Consider the following 22,143-nt stretch of genomic DNA (forward strand, 5'->3'; position numbering starts at 1 on the left):
TCAGCTCCCGTCCGGGTGGAGCATGAGGGCGGCCGTGCGGCAGAGGATCTTGACGTCCTGCCAGAGGCTCCAGCTCTCGATGTAGCGGTTGTCGAAGCGGACCCGGTCCTCGATGGAGGTGTCCCCGCGCAGACCGTTGACCTGGGCGAGGCCGGTCAGGCCGACCGGGACGCGGTGGCGGTCCGCGTACTCGGGGTGGACCTGGCCGAACCGCATGACGAAGTAGGGGCGTTCGGGGCGCGGGCCGACCAGGCTCATGTCGCCGCGCAGGACGTTCCACAGCTGCGGCAGCTCGTCCAGGGAGCTGCGCCGCATCACCTTGCCGACGGCGCCCATCCGGTGGTCCTGGGAGATGTTCCAGCGGGTGGCCGACTCGTGTTCGTTGCTGGGGCGCAGGGTGCGGAACTTGAGGACGGTGAAGACCCGGCCGTCGAGCCCGGTGCGCTGCTGGCGGAAGAGCACGCCGGAGCCGGTGTCGAAGCGGACCGCGAGCGCGCACAGGGTGAGGACGGGGGCGAGGAGGAGCAGGCCGAGGGCGGCGGCGACGACGTCCAGGGCGCGCTTGGCGGCCCAGCCGGGGCGGCGCATCGCCGGGCGGCCGACCCGCAGGCAGGGGAAGCCCCAGAGGTGGTCGCCGCCGGCCGGCCGGCCGGTCTCCAGCGCGCCGTACTCGCGCAGCGCGGGCACCAGCCAGACCTGGCAGCCGAGCCGGGCGGCGTCGCGCAGGGCGGCGGCGGTCTCGGCCTCGTCGGCGGCGCCGGCGGTGGCGACCACGTGGTGCACGCGGTGGCGGCGGACCTCGCGCTCCAGCACCTCGCGGCCGCCGAGCACGGGCAGGTCGGTGCCGCCGGCCAGCACCGGCGGGTCGGGGTCGAGGAAGCCGACCGGGCGCATCCCGTACTCCAGGCGCTCGCTGAGGGCGGCGGCGACCCGGCGGCCGAGCCGGCCGGCGCCGAGCACCAGGACGGGGCTGGGGCGGCTGCGGCGGATCCGGCGGACCAGGTGGTAGAGCAGGGCGCGGCAGCAGACCGCGAGCAGCAGCTGGGTGCCGAGCAGGACGGTCAGCCGGGCGGGGGTGGCGGGGCCGCAGTCGGGCCAGCGGCCGTCGAGGCAGCCGGCCAGGGTGACGGAGAAGGCGGTGGCGACCACGGCCCGGACGGTCAGCGCGGGGAGTTCGTCGAGGACGGAGAGGGTGAGCCGGAGGCGGTAGAGGCCGCCGGCCAGGTTGAGCGTGAGCAGCAGTGGCAGCAGGGCGGCGACGCCGAGCAGTGGCTCGACCCGGACGGCCGGGTCAAGGACGCGGTTGGCGGTGCCGGTGGCGGTGCACAGGGCGAGCGCGTCGACGGTGGCCAGTGCGGCGGGCAGGGCGAGGCGGGAGCGGATCGGCCTGCGGTGGCGGCGGGCCGGGGGTGCGCTGCGGGTGTGGGTTGACCGGGGCGGGCGGTCGAGCAGCCCGATGGCGGGGCGGCGCGGGCCGGCCAGGGACCGGCCGGCCCGCGGCACGCTGTCGTGGTCAATGGTCATCAGCGCACGAACTCCCCTGCTGTGTGCCCGGGGTGACGGCGTCCCGGCACCGGTTGGCCCGGGGCGGCCGTCCCGGCCCGGTGGGCGCGGTCCTGACAACACCTGCTGCCGCTGGCGGCTTTCGGTTCCCTCGCGAATTTCCGATGTGAAATCGAAATGAAGCAGGCGAAATCCGACAATACCGAACGTCGGCTTGAATGCCGGAAGTTACCTTGCCGTTTCATTCCAGCCGCCCATTAATAGGTATTTCCGACTTGACGCCTCGCCCTTATCCGGCTGAGGGTGCGAATACGACAGCGCCTGAACGGCGGGGCATTCACGGCATGTGAAACGATCAGATCCGCTCTGGGACACGGGGGCGGCGGCGCCCCGCCGCCGGACCGGCACCCAGCAGGTCCCGATAGAGCGCATCCACCTGTTCGACCACCGAGCGCACGTCATGACGGGCGACGGCGTGCTCGCGCAACCGCGCGCCGCGGCGTTCGCACTCGATCGGATCGGACAATGCTTCGGCCATTCGGGTGGCGAGCGGGGTCACTTCCTCGGGCGGCACCACCGCCTGCTCCCGCTCGGCCGGCGGCAGGCATTCACGGGCCCCCGGCACATCGGTCAGCAGCACCGGGCGGCCGGCCGCCATCGCCTCCAGCGGGGCCAGCGCCATCCCCTCCCAGCGGGACGGCAGCACCACCAGATCGGCCGCCGCCAGCCACGGCCGCGGGTCCGGCACGTCCCCGGCCAGCCGGACCCGGGACGGCCCGGCGGACTCCCGGACGGCGTCGGCCAGCCGGGTCTCGTCCGGCCCGCCGCCGACCAGCGCCAGGCGGGCCCGCGGCACCCGGCGCAGCACCTCGGGCCAGGCGGCGAGCAGCACGTCCTGGCCCTTCTGCCGGCAGAGCCGCCCCACGCAGACGGCCAGCGGAGCGTCCAGCTCCAGCCCGAGCGCGATCCGGGCGGCCCGGCGCTCGGCGGGCGCGTAGTGGCGGACGTCCACCCCGTTGGGCACCACCGCCCAGTCGGCGTGCAGGCCCGCCGCCGCCCCGTCGGCCCGCTCCTGGACGCTGACGCAGAGCAGCCGGTGCGCCCAGCGGGTCGCGTACCGCTCCCAGCGCAGGGTGGCGGCGGCCAGCGTCCCGTCCACGGCCGCGAACGACCAGGCGTGCGGCTGGAAGACGGTCGGCACCGTGCCGCGAATGGCCAGCCGGCCCGCGAGGCCGGCCTTGGAACTGTGCAGATGGACCATGTCGGGCGCGGCCGCCCGGACGATCCGGCGCAGTCTCCAGGCCTCGGCGGCGGTGGCCGGTCCTGGCGAGCGGCGGGCCGGCCAGTCCTGGACCAGCGCGCCGGCGGCGGCGGCCTCCCCGGCCAGCCGGCCGCCTCGCGGACAGGCCACCAGCACCCGGTGGCCGGCCTCGCGCTGACCCCGGACCAGATCGGTGACCACGCGGGCCACTCCACCGTCGACGGGCTGGGAAATGTGAAGGATCGTCATATGCACGGCGGCGAGCCTAGGGTCGCTCCACCGCGCCGGAGGGCCCTCGCCACTCCCAGGGGGCGGCCGTCCACCCGTACGGCTCGAGGCTCGCACGGGTGGTCGAAATCGCCGAATTCCCTTACGAATTCACCCGCCAGGGGCCGGACTCCACGGATCCGGCGGAGCCGGGTGGCGCCGTCGGCTCCGCGGATCGGGCAGACCCCGCGGATTCGGCGGACGCCGATGATTCAGCGGACCTCGGCGGCGAGGTTCGCCAGTACCTGGTCGTGGATCCGGTTCAGACCCTTCGGAGCGAAGGTCCGCTCGAAGAAACCGCCGATACCGCTCGCGCCCTGCCAGGTGGCCGAGACGGTGACCTTCGACCGGCCCTCGCCGGCCGCCGAGACCGTCCAGGTGATCACCATGCTGGAGTTGGCGTCCTTCTCCACCAGCTGGTCGGGCTTCGGCGCCGACACGGTGAACAGGCAGTCCCGCACCCGCTTCTCGGTGGCCTGGAGCCTCCAGTGCACCTGGGTGCCCGCGCCGGTGCCGCCCGCCCGCACCTCGTACTCGCTGTACTGCCCGGGCAGCAGCTTGGGGCGGGTCACCTGGTAGTCGGCCAGCGCCTCGTACACCCGCTCCGGGGCCGCGTCGTAGACCCGCTCGGTGGTGGCCAGCACCTGTCCCATGACCGTGTTCTCCTCGTCTGGTACGTCCGGTTTCACCGGCAAGCCAACCACAGCGGGCGCCGTACGACCGCCCGGGGCTCAGGGCGGTCGTGAGCCCCCGGTCCGCTCTGCCGGGCCGGGCCACCGGTGGGGCGGGGCCGGCGGGCCGGTACCACCGGGGGTAGGGCGGTCCGCCGGGCCGGGCCACCGGCTATGGTGGCCGGTGTGCTCGATCAGGTGACAGCAACGCGCTACGTCGACCCGCTGCGGGCCGGCGGCTCGGTGCCCGGCGTCGTGGAGACCGACGACCTGGGTACCTATGTGGTCAAGTTCACCGGCGCCGCGCAGGGCCGCAAGGCGCTGGTGGCCGAGGTGATCGTCGGGGAGCTCGCCCGGCGGCTCGGTCTGCGGGTGCCCGAGCTGCGGCTGGTCGACTTCGACCCCGCGGTCGCCGAGAGCGAACCCGACACCGAGGTCCAGGACATCCTCAGAGCCAGCGGCGGTCTGAACCTCGGGATGGACCTGCTGCCCGGCGCCCGCGACTTCAGGCCCGGCATGATCCCGGTGGACCCGGCCGAGGCCGGCCGGGTGGTCTGGCTGGACGCCCTCACCGGCAATGTCGACCGCACCGTGCACAACCCCAATCTGATGGTCTGGCACCGGCGGCTCTGGCTGATCGACAACGGCGCCGCGCTGATCTTCCACCACCGCTGGTCCACCGCCGAGGCCGCCGTCGGCAAGCGGTACGACCTCAGCTCCCACGCCCTCGGCGGTTACTCCCCGGACGTCCGGCTGGCCGACGAACAGCTCGGCCCGCTGGTCACCGCCGGGCTGCTGACGGAGGTGCTGGCGGTCGTCCCCGACGAGTGGCTGGCGGACGAGCCGGGCTTCGACTCGGTGGACGCGCTGCGCCAGGCGTACGTCGCGCATCTGGCCGCGCGCGCGGCGCTCTCCTCCGCGTGGCTGCCGGACGGCTTCGCCACGCCCGAGCAGCTGCGCGAGGCCGACCTCCGGCGGACCGCCCGGGCCAGGGCCGGCCGGCCCGCCTGGCTCCAGGAGGTCCCCGACCTGCACGGAAAGCCGTCCGTCGAGACGGCCTGGAACCAGCACGTCGAATGACCCGGGGGTAGCAAGAAGGTGGGGAACGGGACCTGGGTCCCGCTCCCCACCTCACTGTTGGTTCAGCCGGTCCGGCGGACGGCCGGTCGGCCGGTCAGCGTGCGAGCCGGTCGGCACGTGAGCGCCTCAGGGCGTCACCGCCACCACTGGACCGCCTTCTCGGCGTTGATGATGCCCGCGCCGTAGAAGCCGTTGTCGTTCGCGCCGCCCTCACAGGTGGCGGCGTAGACGCCGGTGCCACCCGGGTTGAACGGGGCCGACGGGCAGGCGTGCGACTCGGCCTGGTTGGTCAGCAGCTCGGTGAGCTCCTCCGGGTTCGCCCACGGGTGGGTGCTGGCGAGCAGCGCGACCACGCCGGCGGTGTGCGGGGAGGCCATCGAGGTGCCCTGCATGTAGCCGTACTTGCCACCGGGGATGGTGGAGAGGATGCGGCCGTTCTTGTCCGGGGTGTCCGGGATCTGGTAGAGCCGGTCACCGCCCGGGGCGGCCACGGTCACCTTGTGCTTGCCGTAGCTGGAGTAGTAGGACTTGTCGCCCTTGACGCCCACCGAGGAGACGGCGATGACGCCGTCCAGCTCGGTCGGCAGGTTGAGGCAGTCCTTGGTGATCGGACGGGTGCCGGGGGTGGTGTCGTCCGGGCTGCTGACGTCGGTGGTCTTGTGCGCCAGGTCGATGTTCTCGTTGCCCGCGGCGGCCACGTTCAGGACGCCCTTGCGCTGCGAGAACTCGACCGCGCGGCGGACGGCGGTGGTGATCGCCGCCTGGTCCGCGTCGTTCTGGCAGTTGAACATCCACGGGTCGACGTAGTAGCTGTTGTTGGTGACCTTGAACTTGTGCTCACCGGCCCAGACGAAGCCGCAGATGGCGTACTCCGGGTAGATGAAGCCGCCCTCGTCGACGACCTTGACCGCGGCCAGCTTGACGTTCGGGGCCACGCCGACGACGCCCTTGCCGTTCTTGGCGGCGGCGATGGTGCCGGCCACGTGGGTGCCGTGGTCGCTGCTGGTCGGCTGCCAGGCGTTCCAGTCGGTGTTCGGCTTGCCGCCGTCGATGCAGGAGACCGACTGCGAGGCGTCCACGTTGGGTGCCAGGTCCTCGTGCAGCGCGTCAATGCCGGAGTCCAGCACGCCGACGGTGACGTTGCGGCTGCCGAGGGATATCTTGTGCGCCTTGTCCGCACCGATCTGGCGCATGTCCCACTGGTTGGCCTCAAGGGGCTCCTGGCCGGGGGCGGGCGCGGCGGTCGGCTCGGCGGCCACCTCGGCCTTCTGCGAGTCGGCGGCGGTGATGCCCTTGGTACGGCTGGCACCGACCGACTCGACGCCCTTCGCCTGCCGCAGCTTGGCGGCGAACTGGGTGTCGTTCGAGCGGGCGATCACCACGCCGATCTGCTCGTACGAGTAGACCACCGTGCCGCCGAGCGCGCTGACGGCCTTCTCGACCTTCTGCACCTGGCCGTGGTTGGCCTTGGTGTTGACGACGTAGCTGAGCAGAGGCCCGGTCGTCGGCTCGGCCCCGGCGGCCGCGACGGCGGTGCCTGCCGGCAGCGCGAGGGCGCCGGCGGTGGCGAGAACGAGGCCCACCGCGGCGTACCGGGTCCGGCTGATCCGAGGAACACTCATAGGGGTTGGCCCTCCCGAGTCGTCATGCAGCTGCGGTTGGCAGGTGCACTGGAATGATCGGGACGCTAGTGAACAAGCGTTGCAATCCGCAAGAGGTAGACATCTAATCGTCACAAGTCGGCCATCTGCGGAAGTTAAGACTCCGCTGTTGACTGCCGCGACGAAAGGTTCAGACCATCGGACTGTCAATCACATGAGCCCGGGCGTGTCGAGAGGGGGGAGTCAGCCCCGGACGGACGGCTGCTCGGGAACCGCCGACCGACTCAAAGGCCGTACAGGCAACGGGCGTTGTCCGCGGCGACCTGCCGGGCGAGGCGCTGCGCGTCCGCCGCCGAGCAGGCGCCGTCGGCCCGCCAGCCGGCCAGCAGGGCACCCAGGCCGTGCCGGAACTGGGCCGCGCCGACCAGGTACAGCTCCGGCAGCCCGTAGGCGTCGGTGGAGAACAACAGTTTGCCGAACGGTGCCAGCTCCAGCATCTCGCCGAGCACCGCCGCCGCACGCGGCCCGACGTAGGAGGCCGTCAGCCCGAGATCGGTGTAGACCCGGGGGAACGCCTGGGCCAGCCAGGCCGCCTGCCGGTGGTACGGATAGCCGTGCAGCAGCACCAGCGGGACGCCGCTCGGCTCGGCGGCCCGGACGAAGTCGGTCAGCAGGGACGGGTCGGCCCGGTGCAGGGTGAGGTCCGGATCGCCGAAGCCGGTGTGCAGCTGGAGCGGCAGACCGAGGTCCGCGCAGACCTCCAGGGCCGTCCAGAGCAGGTGGTGCAGCAGCACCGGATCGGTCAGCCGGCCGCGCCCCGCCCGCAGCCACTCCCCCGCGGCGGCGACCACCGCCGTCGGGGCGGGCCGCTCGGCGGGCACCGCGAGACCGTACCGGTAGGCGAGCACCGATTTGACCGCCACCGCACCGGCGGCGGCCGCCGCCAGCGCCTCCCGTACCGCGAGCGGCCAGGCCTGCGCCGTCGCCGAGACCACCTGGGCCACCGACTCCAGCCGCACCACCTCGCGCACCCGGGCGCCGGCCGCCTCGGCGAACTCGCTGAGCGGGAGCAGCTGGTGGCCGGCCGCCGTGGTCAGCCCGGTGTCCACCAGGCAGGTGTCCAGCGCGGCGGCCGCGAGCAGCCGCCGGGTGGCCTCGGGAGCGCCGAGCTCGCGCCGCCGGGCCAGGTAGTCGGCGGCCGGGGCGTGGCAGGGCAGCCCGAGCGCGGGCGGGCACCAGCGCCGGACCGCCAGGCCGAGTGCGCTGTCGAACGGCGAGGTGCCGGGGGCGGGCGGCCGGTCGGACTCGGTGAGCAGCCCGGCCAGGGCGTCGTCGGCCAGATCGGCCACCACCACGCTGTGGCAGTGGTGGTCGAGCAGCGCCGGGACATCCAGCGAGTCCACCGGTCAGTACCGCCAGCGGGTGGCCGCGGCCAGCTGCTCGGGGGTGGCCGCGGCGTACTGCTCGCTCTCGGCCCGGCGGACGGCCAGCACCGCCTCGTACAGCGGCTCACCGAGCGCCTCGCGGAGCACCGCCGACTTCTCGTACGCCGCGATCGCCTCGGCCGGGCTCGCGGGCAGCCGGGGCACCGTGCCGGGCGCGGCCCCGGCCGGATCACCGGTGAACTCCGGTGGCAGCGCGAGCCGTTGGTCCAGCCCTGCGAGGCCGGTGGCGAGCACCGCGCCGACCGCCAGGTACGGATTGGCGGTGGCGTCGAAGCACTTGACCTCGGCGTTGGCCGCGGTGGCCCGCTCGCCGGAGGAGCCGGTGATCAGCCGCAGGGCGGCCTCGCGGTTCTCCAGACCCCAGCACTGGTAGGCGCCGGCCCAGCGCGAGGGCACCAGCCGCAGATAGCCGGCGGGGCTGGAGGAGCCGAGCACCAGCAGCTCGGGCAGCGCGCCGAGCACCCCGGCGAGGAAGCCCTCGGCCTCCACCGTCAGCCCGTGCGGTCCGGCGCCGCCCCGGCCGAGGTTCCGCCCGTCGCGCCAGAGGCTGAGGTGGAGGTGGCCGCCGTTGCCGACCGCGCCGGGCTCGACCACGGGAGCGAAGGAGACCCGCAGGCCGTGCCGGGCGGAGACGGCCCGCACGGTGTGCCGGACCAGCACGGAGGCGTCGGCCGCGCCGACCGGGCCCTCGGGGGCGACCGACACCTCGAACTGGCCCGGGGAGTACTCGGGGTGGATCTGCAGCACCGTCAGGCCCTGCTCGCCGAGGGCGCGCAGCACGTCCCCGAGGTAGTCGGAGAGGTCGGTCAGGCGGTGCATACCGTAGGCCGGGCCGTCCGTCGGGTAGCGCAGGCCCTCCTGGGGCGCTCCGGCGCGGGCGACCACCCACTCGACCTCGATGCCGGCCTTGAGACTCAGGCCGCGCGCGGCCGCGGCGGCCTCCATCCGGCGGGCGAACAGCCGCTGGCACCCGGGGTGCGGGTCCCCCGTCTGCGTGTACCTCTCCCCCGGCGCCCAGGCCCAGCCGGGCTGGGCGGCCAGCGGGACGATCCGGTCGAGGGCCGGGTAGAGCCGCAGATCACCCGTCGGGCCGCCGATGATCCGGCTGGTGGTGATCGTGTCGTCGGCCAGGAAGACGTCGAAGCAGGGCGCGGTGCCGACGCCCCACTGCGCGGCGTGCACCAGCCCGCCGAGCGGGACGGCCTTCACCCGGGTGATGCCCGCGTTGTCCACCCAGGTGACGGCCACCGCCTCCACCCCGGCCACGCGCAGCCGCTCGGTGGCCGCCTCCGCCCGCTCGCCGCGCTCGGCGCGCGGCGGCAGGGCGACGGCGCCGAGGTGGCCGCCGAGGCCGGTGGCGGGCGGCTCGGCGGGGCCCGCGGCAACGGTTCCGGTGCTCATGCCCCCATGCTGCCGGGCCCGTTGACCCCGGGGAATTCCTCTATCGGGTGATTGGAGTGGACGCCTGTCCGCCCGTTCACTCGTCCGGGTTGAACAGGGCCACCAAGTCCCCTGCGGTGAGCCGCTCCACGGTGTCGGGCGCGGCGTCCGACGGGCCCGGGTACAGCCGGTAGGCGGCGCCGGTGAGGCCCGCGGGGACGGGCACATCGGCGTGCACCAGCGCGGTGAACGCCCGGGCGCCGGTGAGCCGTTCGGCGAGCAGCCGGACGGTGTCGTCGGCCGGCCCGTCGGTCCGGTCGTCGGGCTCGTGCCGGGCGCGCAGCCGCTCGGCGAAGGCCGCCACCGGCTCGCCCCCGGCCCGGCGGTAGGCGCTCAGCGCGGTGCCGGTGCGGCCGCGGACCAGGACCTCGTCGGTACGGGCGGCGGCGGTGGCGCAGGCGAGGTCCCAGAGCGTGGCGCGGGAGCCCCCGGCGAAGTGCGCCAGCACGTCGGCGGCGAGCACGCCGATCCGGTCCCGGTGCCGCCAGACGTTGTGGAAGCCGCCCGAGGCACTGGTGTTGAGGTCCGTCCAGACGTACTCGCGCTGGGTCAGGTCGACGATCATCGGGACACAGACCCTGGCGTCGCCGGCCAGGTCGAGGCGCTGGCGGACGTCCTTCGGCCGGAAGCTGCTCCGGCGGTACTTCGCGGTCTCGGTGGCGTCAAGGTCCAGGAAACCGGCGAAGGCGTCGGTGAGGTCCTCGAAGGGGATGTCGTTGTAGCTGAAGACGATCGTCACCGCGTAGCGCGCCCCGGCCGCGGCCAGCACGAGCAGGTCGAGGTCGACGAACTCGGTGGCGCCGTGCGGCGGCGGGGCCGAGGTGAGGTCGCCCGAGTGCACCGCCGCGCGCGGGCCGTGCACCAGGTGGGTGTAGTCGCAGAGGCCGACGAACCGCCACTGGTCGTCGTAGAGGGCGACCGACAGATCCAGGTCGACGCGTTGGCGCGGGGTCTGCATCCAGTGCAGGAAGAGCCGCACCCGCCGGCCGTCCGGGAGCCGCTGCACGCTGCCGCGCGGCAGCGCCACCAGCGTTTTGGCGCTGGCCCGTTCGGCGAACGGGACGACCAGGTCGGCCAGGCCCTCGTCCAGCACCGCGAGGTCGAGGCGCTCGTGCGCACCCGCCCGGCGCAGCAGTTCGGCCTCGATCAGGGCGCAGACCGGTGCGCTGAGGGCGGCCGGGACGACGGTGCCCCAGTCGTCGCGGGCGTGGGCCAGCGAGACCCGGCCGCGCGGGAAGTACAGCCGGCGCTCGCCGAGTTCACGCGGGGCGCGCAGCCGACCGTACGCGCCGAGCAGCGGGCCGGGCGCGACCTTGCGCAGCGCGCCCGGCAGCGCCCCGGCGAGCGCGGCGGGCAGCGGTTCGGCCGGGCTCCAGGTGGCGTGCACCCGCAGCAGGTGGTGCAGTCGGCGGACCAGCTCGCCCGGGCGGGCGGTCAGCAGCCGGACGGCGGCGGGCACGTCACCGACGGCGAGGGCCTGTTCGACCCGGCCCGCGAAGGTGGTGACGGCCAGCCTGGTGTGGCCGCCCGGGGTCTCGGCGACCCGCAGCGGCGCGGGCGCGTCGCGCAGTTCGGCGCCGAGGCCGTGCAGGTCGAGGTCGCTCTGCCGGAGCACGGCGAACGCGGCGGCGGCGTACGGGAAGCGGGCCCGGTGCTCGTAGGGGTGCAGCAGTTCGCCGGCCCGTAGCCAGGCGGACCGGTGGCGGCCGAGGTCCTCGGCCAGGGTGCCGAGCGGCAACGCGTCGAGGGCGGCGAGCAGTTCGCGGCGGAGCGGGCGGGGCAGGTTGCGCAGCCGCAGGCCCTTGGCGGTGGCGGGCAGCAGGTCGGGCTCGGCGCCGGACCAGGCCCAGATCAGCCGCAGTACGTCGGTGGCGGTGGTGAGGCGGTCGGCGAGCAGTGGGCGGGCGGTGGCCTGGTCGCGGTGGAGCAGGGCGGCCAGGACGCTCGCGCGGCTCTCCCGGACGGGGATGTCGACGGGCAGCCAGTCGGCCGGATCGGCGGGGGCGTGGTCGAGCAGCAGGGCGAGGTCTTCGCGGTCCTGCGGGTCGAGCGGGGTGCGGCGCCCGAGCAGCCGGGCCAGTTCGGCGGCGGCCACGGCGGCCGGGTCGGCGCCCTCGGCGAGGCGCAGCGGGCGCAGCAGGCTGTCGCGGGGGTGCTCGCGGGCTGCGTTGCGGACGGCCTTGGCGTCCAGCGGGAGGTGGCGTTCCCCGTCGACCGGGGTGCTGCAGAGCAGGCATCGCGCCCCGCGCGGCCAGAGGGCCTCGGCGTCCTGGTAGCAGTCGTCGCAGAGCAGGTGGGCACAGGGCGCGAGGGCGCCGATGCCGACCTCGACGCCGGTACGGTCGCACCAGGAGCAGGGCTGGTTCGGCTGGTTGAGCAGGAAGGCGCGGATGTGCGCGGAGTAGGTGGCGTGCGCGTGGGCCGGGACCGTCTCCGGGAAGCGGCGGAACAGCGGCTGGTGCTTGCGGTCGGCGCCGAGCAGGGCGTCGATCCGGCGCAGCAGTTCCGCTCCGGCGTCGGCCAGGGCGGCCGGGCGGAGCCGTCCGAGCGCGGCGCGCAGCGGCCCGGTCAGCAGGAAGCCGCGCTGCGCGAGGTCGGCCTCCAGGGCGATCAGCCCCGACGCGTTGGAGGGGTCCGGCTCTCCCGGGGCCGCCCCGGCGGCGACCACGACCGTCCCGTGCCGGCGCAGCAGGTACGCGTCCAGACCGGTGTCGGGCGTGGCGGTGCTCTGCTTCTTCACTGGTGTCCCCCGGGGATATGACGAAGCGGGGGCGGAGAGTGGGCGCACTCGGGTTCATTGTAAGAGATGAGAGGAGAAGGAAGCACGCCGCGGAGCCGCCCCCGCACCGCCACCCTAGCGAAGCCCCCGCCCGACGCCGAACGGATTTCCGGTTCGGTCCCCCCACCCCCTTCCTACTGGCGAGTAGCTTCGCTACAGTGTCCGCACGCACCACCGCCGGGCTTCGGGAGCCGCACCGGCGGGGTCGTCGGCCGGCGCGCGGGATCGTGCGGTACGGGCGGCGGCGGGCGGTGCGTCTTTCACCGGTCCGTGCCGCGATGGGCGGCGGGCCGGGTTTCCTCCTCGTATCAGCGCCGCTTCCTTCACCTTTGAGCGCCTGAGTACCACGGCACACCCGCGGCACGGCCGGAGCGGACCGGCGGCTGCGCCGGTGGGCCGCAACCGTCATCTCCCCAGCCCCGCGCGCGAACCCTCCTCCGGCGGCGGCCGTCCCCGGTGTACGGGCGCGGCGGCGCGCCCGCCGGAGCGCGCGGGCCCTTCATGACAAGGAGTCAGGACAGATGGAGCGTCCCTTTCCCACGGTCGCCGTGGTCGGCCTCGGCACGATGGGTGCCGGTGTCGCGGTCGCGGCCGCGAAGAGCGGCCGCCGGGTGATCGGCATCGAGGCCACCGCGGACTCGGCCGCCCGGGCGCTGGCCCGGATCGAGGAGGCGACCGCCCACGCGGTGGCCCGTGCGCGGATCACCGCCGAGGAGCGGGCCGCGCTGCTCGCGCTGATCTCGGTGGGCCACGCGCTGGAGGCCGCCGCGGCGGCGGACCTGGTGATCGAGGAGGTCCCCGAGCAACTGGAGCTGAAGCGGGAGCTGTTCGCCGCACTGGACCGGATCTGCCCGGCGGAGACGGTGCTGGCCACCGGCACCACCGCCCTGTCGGTGACCCGGATCGCCGCCGCCGCCACCACCCGCCCGGAGCGGGTGCTGGGGCTGCACTTCTTCAACCCGGTGCACACCATGAAGCTGGTCGAGGTGGTCCGCACCGTGCTGACCGCCCCGCAGGTGGCCGAGGACGCCGCCGCGTTCTCCCGCGACCTGGGCAAGGAGCCGGTGGCGGCGGGCGACCGGGCCGGCTTCGTGGTGAACGGGCTGCTCTTCGCCTATCTGAACCAGGCCGCCGCGATGTACGAGTCCCGGTACGCCACCCGGGAGGACATCGACGCCGCGATGCGGCTCGGCTGCGGCCTGCCGATGGGCCCGCTGGCGCTGCTCGACCTGATCGGCGTGGACACCGCCCGCACCGTGCTGGAGGCGATGTACGAGCAGTCCAGGGACCGGCTGCACGCGCCCGCGCCGATCCTCGGCCAGCTGGTGGCGGCCGGGCTGCTGGGCCGCAAGACCGGCCGCGGCTTCTACACCTACGAGGCGCCGGGCTCGTCCAGGACGGTCGACGCGGCGACCGCCGGCACCGCGGCGCGGGTGCCGGGCCGGGAGGTGCGCGACGTCGGAGTCTGCGGCTCGGGCACCATGGCCACCGGCATCGCCGAGGTGTTCGCCAAGGCCGGGTACCCGGTGCTGCTGGCCGCCCGCGGCCAGGAGAAGGCCGACCGGGCCAAGGCGCGGCTCGCCGGGTCGCTGGAGCGCTCGGTCTCCCGGGGCCGGCTGACGGCGGACCAGCGGGACGCGGCGCTGGCGCTGGTGACACCGGTCGACCGGTACACCGAGCTGGCCGGGGTGGACCTGGTGGTCGAGGCGGTGGCCGAGGACCTGGCGGTCAAGCGCGAGCTGTTCGCCACCCTGGACAAGATCGTCAAGCCCGGCGCGGTGCTCGCCACCACCACCTCCTCGCTGCCGGTGATCAGCTGCGCCACGGCCACCTCGCGGCCGCAGGACGTGATCGGGATGCACTTCTTCAACCCGGCGCCGGCGATGCGGCTGGTCGAGGTGGTCTCCACGGTGCTGACCGCGCCGGACGTCACCACGACCGTGCTGGAGCTGTGCGCGGCGGTGCGCAAGCACCCCGTGGAGTGCGGCGACCGGGCCGGGTTCATCGTGAACGCGCTGCTCTTCCCGTACCTGAACGACGCGGTGCGGATGCTGCAGGAGCACTACGCGACGGTGGACGACATCGACACCGCGATGAAGCTGGGCTGCGGCTATCCGATGGGTCCGTTCGAACTGCTGGACGTGGTCGGCCTGGACGTCTCGCTGACCATCGAGCAGGTGCTGCACCAGGAGTTCCGCGAGCCGGGTCTGGCGGCGGCGCCACTGCTGGAGCACCTGGTGGCGGCCGGCTGCCTGGGCCGCAAGACCGGCCGCGGCTTCCGCGACCACGCGCGCCGGTGACCGCGCCGTCGGCCGGGGGCGCCGGGCCCCGCGGCGCGGTGCCGCACGGGTCCCCGCCGCCCGGCTGGAGCCCCGGGGCGGTGGCCGCCCGGTGGCCGAGACCGGCCGTGACCGGCCCGGTTCCGCCGGTGCGCCGGGGAAGGCCGGCCACCCCGGCGGCGGGGACGTGTAGCGTTCCGGACATGGATCGGGTTCAGTCAGCCTCCCCACAGCACGCCGCCGTACCGCGCGGCGCCGACCGGCCGGCCGGGTCCGGCCCCGCCGTCCCCGACACCGGCCCGGGCAGCCGCCGGGCGGCCGCGCAGCGCCAGCAGATGCGCCAGGACCTGGCGACGGCGGCGATGGAGCTGTTCGCCTCGCAGGGCTACGAGGAGACCACGGTCGATCAGATCGCGGCGGCCGCCGGGGTGGCCCGACGCACCTTCTTCCGGTACTTCCGGTCCAAGGAGGAGGCGATCTTCCCGGACCACGACGACACCCTGGTCCGGGTGGCCGACCTGCTGGCCAGCGCCGAGCCCGAGGAGCACCCGCTGGACGTGGTCTGCCGGGGCATCAAGGAGGTGCTGCGGATGTACGCCTCCACCCCCTCGGTGTCGGTCGCGCGGTACCAGCTGATCCGTCAGGTCCCGGCACTGCGCGAGCGGGAGATCGCGGTGGTGGCCCGGTACGAGCGGTTGTTCACCCGCTATCTGCTGGGGCGGTTCGACACCCGCGAGTCCATCCCGTCGGGCTGGCAGCGCGGCGGTGAGGACGACTCGATGCTGGCCGAGGTCTCGGCGGCGGCGGTCGTGGCGGCGCACAACCACGTGCTGCGGCGCTGGCTGCGGGCCGGCGGGCGGGGGGACGTGGAGGCGCAGCTGGACCACTCCTTCGAGGTGATCCGGCGGACCTTCTGGGCCGCCTCGGAGCCCGGCCCGCGACGGCGTGGGTCGCTGGTGGCACCCGGTGCCAGTGTGACGCCGCTGGAGACGGCGGCCCGGAGCGCACTGAGTGCCAGCCCCGGAGGTGAGGTGCTCATCACAGTGGCCAGGACGGACGCCCCGCTGGACGTGGTGGTGGACAGCATCAGGGCTGCGCTGATCAGCGCCAAGGAGGCCTGAGCAGTAGCGTCTTCGCAGGTCGAAGCGGTTTCACAGGGCCTTGGGGGCCCGCGCCGGAGGGTCGGCGCGGGCCCCTTCCGCGTCTGCGGGCACCCGGTCGAACACGGATCCGGTTCACCCGAATTGATGACACCCGGTGTCTTTACGCGTGGCACAGGGTGCCACTACCTTGTTACCCACCAGTCGCGGCGCCGCGGCTCCCACCTCGGCGCGCCGTCGTCCGGCGTTCCCACACCCCGGGAGCTCTGCCCTACGCCAGGCACCAGCCGGGCGCACGCCAGGCCCACCCCGCCAGACCACCCACCACCCACCTCAGCGAAGCCGGTGTCCGCTCCCGGCTCCCCCAGACGCCCTGTGCTCCCTCGGCACAGGTACGCCTTCGGAGGCAGCCATGAAGGAAATCCTCGACGCGATCCTCAGCTCCGACAGCACGTCCGCGGACTTCGCCGCGCTCAGACTGCCGGAGTCCTACCGGGCGGTGACGCTCCACAAGGACGAGGAGCAGATGTTCGCGGGCCTCGACAGCCGCGACAAGGACCCCCGCACGTCCCTCCACCTCGACGAGGTCGCCCTGCCCGAGCTGGGCCCCGGCGAGGCGCTGGTCGCCGTCATGGCCAGCGCCGTGAACTACAACACGGTGTGGAGCTCGATCTTCGAACCGGTCTCCACCTTCGGCTTCCTGGAGCGCTACGGCCGCCTCTCGCCGCTCACCAGGCGCCACGACCTGCCCTACCACGTGGTCGGCTCGGACCTCGCGGGCGTGGTCCTGCGCACCGGCGCCGGGGTCAACGCCTGGAAGCCGGGCGACGAGGTGGTCGCCCACTGCCTCTCGGTCGAGCTGGAGTCCTCCGACGGCCACAACGACACGATGATGGACCCGGAGCAGCGGATCTGGGGCTTCGAGACCAACTTCGGCGGCCTGGCCCAGCTGGCCCTGGTGAAGACCAACCAGCTGATGCCCAAGCCCGCCCACCTGACCTGGGAGGAGGCCGCCTCCCCCGGTCTGGTCAACTCCACCGCCTACCGCCAGCTGGTCTCGCAGAACGGCGCGGGCCTGAAGCAGGGCGACAACGTGCTGATCTGGGGCGCCAGCGGCGGCCTCGGCTCGTACGCCACCCAGTACGCGCTGGCCGGCGGCGCCACCCCGATCTGTGTGGTCTCCAACGACCAGAAGGCCGAGATCTGCCGGGCGATGGGCGCCGAGGCGATCATCGACCGCTCCGCCGAGGGCTACCGGTTCTGGAAGGACGAGAACACCCAGGACCCGCGCGAGTGGAAGCGCCTCGGCGGGCGGATCCGCGAGCTGACCGGCGGCGAGGACGTGGACATCGTCTTCGAGCACCCCGGCCGCGAGACCTTCGGCGCGAGCGTCTACGTCACCCGCAAGGGCGGCACCATCGTCACCTGCGCCTCCACCTCCGGCTACATGCACTCGTACGACAACCGGTACCTGTGGATGTCGCTCAAGCGCATCGTCGGCTCGCACTTCGCCAACTACCGCGAGGCCTGGGAGGCCAACCGCCTGATCGCCAAGGGGAAGATCCACCCGACGCTGTCCAAGGTCTACCCGCTGGAGCAGACCGGCCAGGCCGCCCTCGACGTCCACCACAACAAGCACCAGGGCAAGGTCGGCGTGCTCTGCCTCGCCCCCGCCGAGGGCCTGGGCGTGCGCGACGCCGAGCTGCGCGCGAAGCACCTGCCGGCCATCAACCTGTTCCGCGAGGTCTCCGAGCGGGCGGCAGAGCCGAGCCGGGGCCTCTGATGGCAGACCGCGACCGCCCCTGGCTGATGCGGACCTACGCCGGCCACTCCACCGCGAGCGACTCCAACGCCCTCTACCGGCGGAACCTGGCGAAGGGTCAGACCGGTCTCTCCGTCGCCTTCGACCTGCCGACCCAGACCGGCTACGACTCCGACCACGTCCTCGCCCGCGGCGAGGTCGGCCGGGTCGGCGTCCCGGTCGGCCACGTCGGGGACATGCGCACCCTGTTCGAGGGCATCCCGCTCGACCGGACCAACACCTCGATGACGATCAACGCCACCGCGATGTGGCTGCTGGCGCTCTACCAGGTGGTCGCCGAGGAGCAGGGCGCCGACATCTCCGGGCTCACCGGCACCACCCAGAACGACATCGTCAAGGAGTACCTCTCGCGGGGGACGCACGTCTTCCCGCCGGGCCCCTCGGTGCGCCTGATCACCGACATGATCGCCTACACGGTCGGGCGCCTCCCCAAGTGGAACCCGATCAACATCTGCAGCTACCACCTCCAGGAGGCCGGTGCCACCCCGGTCCAGGAGATCGCCTACGCGATGTGCACCGCCATCTCGGTGCTGGACGCGGTCCGCGACTCCGGCCAGGTGCCGGCCGAGCGGATGGGCGAGGTGGTCGCCCGGATCTCCTTCTTCGTCAACGCCGGCGTGCGCTTCGTCGAGGAGATGTGCAAGATGCGCGCCTTCGCCCGGCTCTGGGAGAAGGTCACACTGGAGCGCTACGGCATCCAGGACGCCAAGCAGCGCCGCTTCCGCTACGGCGTCCAGGTCAACTCGCTGGGCCTGACCGAGGCCCAGCCGGAGAACAACGTCCAGCGGATCGTGCTGGAGATGCTCGCCGTCACGCTCTCCAAGGACGCCCGCGCCCGGGCCGTCCAGCTGCCCGCGTGGAACGAGGCGCTCGGCCTGCCCCGCCCCTGGGACCAGCAGTGGTCGCTGCGAATCCAGCAGGTGCTCGCCTACGAGTCCGACCTGCTGGAGTACGGGGACCTCTTCAACGGCTCCGAGGTGGTCGAGGCCAAGACCGCCGAGCTGCTGGCCGGCGCCGAGGCCGAGATCGCCAAGGTGCTGGAGATGGGCGCCCGGGCGGGCAACCGGGGCATCATCCCGGCCGTCGAGTCCGGCTACCTCAAGTCCAGCCTGGTCGCCTCGCACGCCGCCCGCCGGGCCAGGATCGAGTCCGGCGAGGACAAGATCGTCGGGGTCAACTGCTTCGACACCACCGAGGAGAGCCCGCTCACGGCCGACCTCGACACCGCGATCATGGTGGTCGACCCGGCCGCCGAGCAGTCCGTGCTCGCCGCGCTGGAGGACTGGCGCGCCCGGCGCGACGAGGCCGCCGCCCAGCGGGCGCTGGAGGAGCTCAAGGCCGTCGCCGCCACCGACGCCAACCTGATGGCGCCGACGCTCGACTGCGCCCGGGCCGGGGTCACCACCGGCGAGTGGGCCTTCGCCCTGCGCGAGGTCTTCGGCGAGTACCGCGCGCCCACCGGCGTCGGCGGCGCCCCGGTCGCGGTCGCGGCCGAGCCGGGCGGCGAGCTGGCCGCGGTCCGCGCCGCGGTGGCCGCGACGGCCGCCGAGCTCGGCGCCGGCAAGCTGCGGCTGCTGGTCGGCAAACCCGGGCTGGACGGGCACTCCAACGGCGCCGAGCAGATCGCCGTCCGCGCCCGGGACGCCGGGTTCGAGGTGGTCTACCAGGGCATCCGGCTGACACCCGAGCAGATCGTCTCCGCCGCCGTCGCCGAGGACGTGCACTGCGTGGGCCTGTCGATCCTCTCCGGCGCCCACACCGAGCTGGTTCCCGACGTACTGCGGCGGCTGCGCCGCGCCGGGGTGGAGGATGTCCCGGTGATCGTGGGTGGCATCATCCCGGCAGCGGACGGCGAGGCCCTCAAGGCCGCCGGCGTCGCCGCCGTGTTCACCCCGAAGGACTTCGGCATCACGACCATCATCGGCCGGATCGTGGATGAGATCCGGCTGGCCAACAGGCTCCAGCCGTGGACGCCCGAGCCCGCCGCGACCACCAGCTGACCCCCGGAAGGAACTGACCCGCCCTCATGAGCAACGCCAGCCCGACGCCCGCCGCCGCCTTCGACCGGCTCCGCCCCCGCCGCTCCTGCCTCGCGGTACCGGGCAGCAACCCGCGCTTCCTGGAGAAGGCCCAGGGCCTGCCCGCCGACCAGGTCTTCCTCGACCTCGAGGACGCCTGCGCCCCGCTGGTCAAGGAGAGCGCCCGGCACTCCATCGTCGACGCGCTGAACAACGGCGACTGGGGCGGCAAGACCCGCGTCGTCCGCGTGAACGACTGGACCACCCACTGGACGTACCGCGACGTGATCACCGTCGTCGAGGGCGCCGGCCCGAACCTCGACTGCATCATGCTGCCGAAGGTCCAGGACGCCGAGCAGGTCAGGGCCCTCGATCTGCTGCTCACCCAGATCGAGAAGACCATGGGCTTCGAGGTCGGCCGGATCGGCATCGAGGCGCAGATCGAGAACGCCAAGGGCCTGATCAACGTCGACGCCATCGCCACGGCCTCGCCCCGGCTGGAGACGATCATCTTCGGCCCGGCCGACTTCATGGCCTCGATCAACATGAAGTCCCTGGTGGTCGGCGAGCAGCCGGCCGGCTACCCGGCCGACGCCTACCACTACATCCTGATGCGCATCCTGATGGCCGCCCGGGCCAACGACCTCCAGGCGATCGACGGCCCCTACCTCCAGATCCGCAACCAGGAGGGCTACCGCGAGGTGGCCGGCCGCGCCGCCGCGCTCGGCTTCGACGGCAAGTGGGTACTCCACCCCGACCAGGTCGCCGCCGCGAACGAGATCTTCTCGCCCGCGCAGGAGGACTACGACCACGCCGAGCTGATCCTGGACGCCTACGACTGGTGCACCTCCGAGGAGGGCGGCGCCAAGGGCTCCGCGATGCTCGGCGACGAGATGATCGACGAGGCCAGCCGGAAGATGGCACTGGTCATCGCTGGCAAGGGCCGCGCCGCCGGTCTCAAGCGCACCTCCACGTTCGAGCCCCCGCAGGCCTGACCCCCAGGAGCCCTGATCATGCAGTTCGGACGCACCTACGAGGAGTTCGAGGTCGGCGCGGTCTACAAGCACTGGCCCGGCAAGACGGTCACCGAGTACGACGACCACCTCTTCTGTCTGCTCACCATGAACCACCACCCGCTCCACCTGGACACCAACTACGCCGAGAAGACGACGGACTTCGGCAAGAACGTCGTGGTGGGCAACTACGTCTACTCCCTGCTGCTCGGCATGTCCGTCCCGGACGTCTCCGGGAAGGCCATCGCCAACCTGGAGGTCGAGTCGCTGCGGCACATCGCGCCGACCTTCCACGGCGACACCGTCTACGGCGAGACGACCGTGCTCGACAAGTGGCCGTCCAAGTCCAAGGACGACCGGGGCATCGTCCACGTCGAGACCAAGGGCTACAAGCAGGACGGCACCGTCGTCTGCGTCTTCCGCCGCAAGGTGATGGTGCCGACCGAGACCTACACCAAGGAGCGCGGGGGCGAACAGCCCGGGCGCCCCACCCCGCAGCCCTAGGACCCCGGACGGGTAGGCCGCCGTCATCGGCCGAACCCCACCCCGGTACGGGGGCCCTGCTGCCGCAGCCACGCCGGCGGGGCCCCCGGCAATCCCCCCCCCCCCGCTCTTCCGCCCTTACCCCCACCCTCTTCCTCTTCTCCACAGGAGCCGCACGATGGGACGCCTCGCACAGACCGACGGCCTCACCGAGATCCAGCGGGACATCCTCGCCACCGTGCGGGATTTCGTCGACAAGGAGATCATTCCGGTCGCGACCGAGCTGGAGCACCGGGACGAGTACCCGACCGCCATCGTCGAGGGGATGAGGCAGCTCGGCCTCTTCGGCCTCACCATCCCCGAGGAGTACGGCGGCCTCGGGGAGTCGCTGCTGACCTACGCCCTGGTGGTGGAGGAGATCGCCCGCGGCTGGATGTCGGTATCCGGAATCGTCAACACCCACTTCATCGTCGCGCACATGATCAACGCGCACGGCACCCAGGAGCAGAAGGACTACTTTCTGCCGAAAATGGCGGCCGGCGAGATCCGCGGCGCCTTCTCGATGTCCGAACCGGGCCTCGGCTCCGACGTTTCCGCGATCTCCACCAAGGGGGTCCGGGACGGCGACTGCTACGTCCTCAACGGCCAGAAGATGTGGCTCACCAACGGCGGCACCTCCACCCTGGTCGCGGTGCTCTGCAAGACCGACGAGGGCGGCAGCACCCCGTACAAGAACATGACCACCTTCCTGATCGAGAAGACGGCGGGCTTCGGCCCGAACCCGTCCGTCCCCGGCCTGACCGTGCCCGGGAAGATCGAGAAGATGGGATACAAGGGCGTCGACACCACCGAGCTGGTGCTGCAGGACGTCCGCGTCCCGGCCGACCGCGTCCTCGGCGGCGTCCCGGGCCGGGGCTTCTACCAGATGATGGACGGCGTCGAGGTCGGCCGGGTCAACGTGGCCGCCCGCGGCTGCGGCGTCGCCCGCCGCGCCTTCGAGCTGGGCGTCTCCTACGCCCAGCAGCGCTCCACCTTCGGCAAGAAGATCGCCGAGCACCAGGCGATCCAGTTCAAGCTCGCCGAGATGGCCACCAAGGTGGAGGCCGCCCATCAGATGATGGTGATGGCCGCCCGGAAGAAGGACGGCGGCGAGCGCAACGACCTGGAGGCGGGGATGGCCAAGTACCTCGCCTCCGAGTACTGCAAGGAGGTCGTCGAGGACGCCTTCCGCATCCACGGCGGCTACGGTTTCTCCAAGGAGTACGAGATCGAGCGCCTCTACCGGGAGGCCCCGATGCTGCTCATCGGTGAAGGTACTGCGGAGATCCAGAAGATGATCATCGGACGCCGGCTGCTGGAGGAGTACCGCATCGCGGAGTGA

General features: G+C 73.1%; 15 protein-coding genes. 8 read left to right on the plus strand and 7 right to left on the minus strand.

The features are described 5' to 3' along the window. From ACIO5D_RS28350 to ACIO5D_RS28360, 3 genes are all read right to left on the minus strand, one after another. A complete protein-coding gene (locus ACIO5D_RS28350; protein ID WP_400653993.1) occupies positions 1–1,524 on the minus strand; it encodes an exopolysaccharide biosynthesis polyprenyl glycosylphosphotransferase in 1,524 nt (507 codons plus the stop codon). Positions 1,525–1,858: 334 nt separating this feature from the next. After that, positions 1,859–3,013: a glycosyltransferase gene (locus ACIO5D_RS28355; protein WP_400798662.1), complete on the minus strand. Its 1,155-nt coding sequence runs from the start codon at positions 3,011–3,013 to the stop codon at positions 1,859–1,861. A 230-nt stretch (positions 3,014–3,243) separates the two neighbouring features. Continuing rightward, positions 3,244–3,684, minus strand: a complete 441-nt coding sequence (locus ACIO5D_RS28360; RefSeq protein ID WP_363607962.1) for an SRPBCC family protein — start codon at positions 3,682–3,684, stop codon at positions 3,244–3,246. Positions 3,685–3,888: 204 nt separating this feature from the next. Between ACIO5D_RS28360 and ACIO5D_RS28365 the strand changes: the two genes are divergently transcribed. Further along, positions 3,889–4,782: a HipA family kinase gene (locus ACIO5D_RS28365; RefSeq protein ID WP_363607963.1), complete on the plus strand. Its 894-nt coding sequence runs from the start codon at positions 3,889–3,891 to the stop codon at positions 4,780–4,782. Between the two features lie 134 nt (positions 4,783–4,916). Here the strand turns inward: ACIO5D_RS28365 and ACIO5D_RS28370 are convergent, their stop codons facing one another. From ACIO5D_RS28370 to ACIO5D_RS28385, 4 genes are all read right to left on the minus strand, one after another. Next, entirely contained in the window at positions 4,917–6,404 is a 1,488-nt protein-coding gene (locus tag ACIO5D_RS28370) for a S8 family serine peptidase (RefSeq protein ID WP_363607964.1), read from the minus strand. 263 nt (positions 6,405–6,667) lie between these two features. After that, positions 6,668–7,786: an amidohydrolase family protein gene (locus tag ACIO5D_RS28375; protein ID WP_400798665.1), complete on the minus strand. Its 1,119-nt coding sequence runs from the start codon at positions 7,784–7,786 to the stop codon at positions 6,668–6,670. A 3-nt stretch (positions 7,787–7,789) separates the two neighbouring features. Continuing rightward, complete coding sequence (locus ACIO5D_RS28380) at positions 7,790–9,229, minus strand: glutamine synthetase (RefSeq protein WP_400798668.1); 1,440 nt, start codon at positions 9,227–9,229, stop codon at positions 7,790–7,792. Positions 9,230–9,305: 76 nt separating this feature from the next. After that, positions 9,306–12,008, minus strand: a complete 2,703-nt coding sequence (locus tag ACIO5D_RS28385; protein ID WP_400798671.1) for an MXAN_6230/SCO0854 family RING domain-containing protein — start codon at positions 12,006–12,008, stop codon at positions 9,306–9,308. Positions 12,009–12,568: 560 nt separating this feature from the next. Here ACIO5D_RS28385 and ACIO5D_RS28390 point away from each other — a divergent pair. The 7 genes from ACIO5D_RS28390 (at position 12,569) to ACIO5D_RS28420 (ending at position 22,143) form a co-directional block, all read left to right on the plus strand. After that, the gene (locus ACIO5D_RS28390; RefSeq protein WP_400798674.1) at positions 12,569–14,347 is read left to right on the plus strand and encodes a 3-hydroxyacyl-CoA dehydrogenase family protein; all 1,779 of its coding nucleotides are present in this window, start codon (positions 12,569–12,571) and stop codon (positions 14,345–14,347) included. Positions 14,348–14,529: 182 nt separating this feature from the next. Next, on the plus strand, positions 14,530–15,447 hold the full coding sequence (locus ACIO5D_RS28395; RefSeq protein ID WP_400653980.1) for a TetR family transcriptional regulator: 918 nt from the start codon (positions 14,530–14,532) through the stop codon (positions 15,445–15,447). Between the two features lie 391 nt (positions 15,448–15,838). Continuing rightward, positions 15,839–17,209 (plus strand): crotonyl-CoA carboxylase/reductase, encoded by a 1,371-nt coding sequence (ccrA, locus tag ACIO5D_RS28400; RefSeq protein WP_363607970.1) that lies wholly within the window; start codon positions 15,839–15,841, stop codon positions 17,207–17,209. Beyond that, positions 17,209–19,248 (plus strand): protein meaA, encoded by a 2,040-nt coding sequence (locus ACIO5D_RS28405; RefSeq protein WP_400653978.1) that lies wholly within the window; start codon positions 17,209–17,211, stop codon positions 19,246–19,248. The genes ccrA and ACIO5D_RS28405 overlap by 1 nt, the downstream gene beginning before the upstream one ends. Positions 19,249–19,274: 26 nt before the next feature. Further along, positions 19,275–20,261 carry an HpcH/HpaI aldolase/citrate lyase family protein gene (locus tag ACIO5D_RS28410; protein ID WP_400653976.1) on the plus strand — a complete coding sequence of 329 codons (987 nt, stop codon included), beginning with the start codon at positions 19,275–19,277 and terminating at the stop codon, positions 20,259–20,261. A gap of 18 nt (positions 20,262–20,279) precedes the next feature. Then, positions 20,280–20,783, plus strand: a complete 504-nt coding sequence (locus tag ACIO5D_RS28415) for a MaoC family dehydratase (RefSeq protein WP_363607973.1) — start codon at positions 20,280–20,282, stop codon at positions 20,781–20,783. Positions 20,784–20,940: 157 nt separating this feature from the next. After that, positions 20,941–22,143, plus strand: a complete 1,203-nt coding sequence (locus tag ACIO5D_RS28420) for an acyl-CoA dehydrogenase family protein (RefSeq protein ID WP_363607974.1) — start codon at positions 20,941–20,943, stop codon at positions 22,141–22,143.

Source organism: Kitasatospora sp. NPDC087315 (assembly GCF_044744345.1).
Taxonomy (GTDB): Bacteria; Actinomycetota; Actinomycetes; order Streptomycetales; family Streptomycetaceae; genus Kitasatospora.

Coding starts and splice junctions, on each gene's coding strand:
- ACIO5D_RS28350 (WP_400653993.1), bottom strand. CDS start 1,524: ATGACCATTGACCACGACAGCGTGCCGCGGGCCGGCCGGTCCCTGGCC.
- ACIO5D_RS28355 (WP_400798662.1), bottom strand. CDS start 3,013: ATGACGATCCTTCACATTTCCCAGCCCGTCGACGGTGGAGTGGCCCGC.
- ACIO5D_RS28360 (WP_363607962.1), bottom strand. CDS start 3,684: ATGGGACAGGTGCTGGCCACCACCGAGCGGGTCTACGACGCGGCCCCG.
- ACIO5D_RS28370 (WP_363607964.1), bottom strand. CDS start 6,404: ATGAGTGTTCCTCGGATCAGCCGGACCCGGTACGCCGCGGTGGGCCTC.
- ACIO5D_RS28380 (WP_400798668.1), bottom strand. CDS start 9,229: ATGAGCACCGGAACCGTTGCCGCGGGCCCCGCCGAGCCGCCCGCCACC.
- ACIO5D_RS28390 (WP_400798674.1), top strand. CDS start 12,569: ATGGAGCGTCCCTTTCCCACGGTCGCCGTGGTCGGCCTCGGCACGATG.
- ACIO5D_RS28395 (WP_400653980.1), top strand. CDS start 14,530: ATGGATCGGGTTCAGTCAGCCTCCCCACAGCACGCCGCCGTACCGCGC.
- ccrA (WP_363607970.1), top strand. CDS start 15,839: ATGAAGGAAATCCTCGACGCGATCCTCAGCTCCGACAGCACGTCCGCG.
- ACIO5D_RS28405 (WP_400653978.1), top strand. CDS start 17,209: ATGGCAGACCGCGACCGCCCCTGGCTGATGCGGACCTACGCCGGCCAC.
- ACIO5D_RS28410 (WP_400653976.1), top strand. CDS start 19,275: ATGAGCAACGCCAGCCCGACGCCCGCCGCCGCCTTCGACCGGCTCCGC.
- ACIO5D_RS28415 (WP_363607973.1), top strand. CDS start 20,280: ATGCAGTTCGGACGCACCTACGAGGAGTTCGAGGTCGGCGCGGTCTAC.
- ACIO5D_RS28420 (WP_363607974.1), top strand. CDS start 20,941: ATGGGACGCCTCGCACAGACCGACGGCCTCACCGAGATCCAGCGGGAC.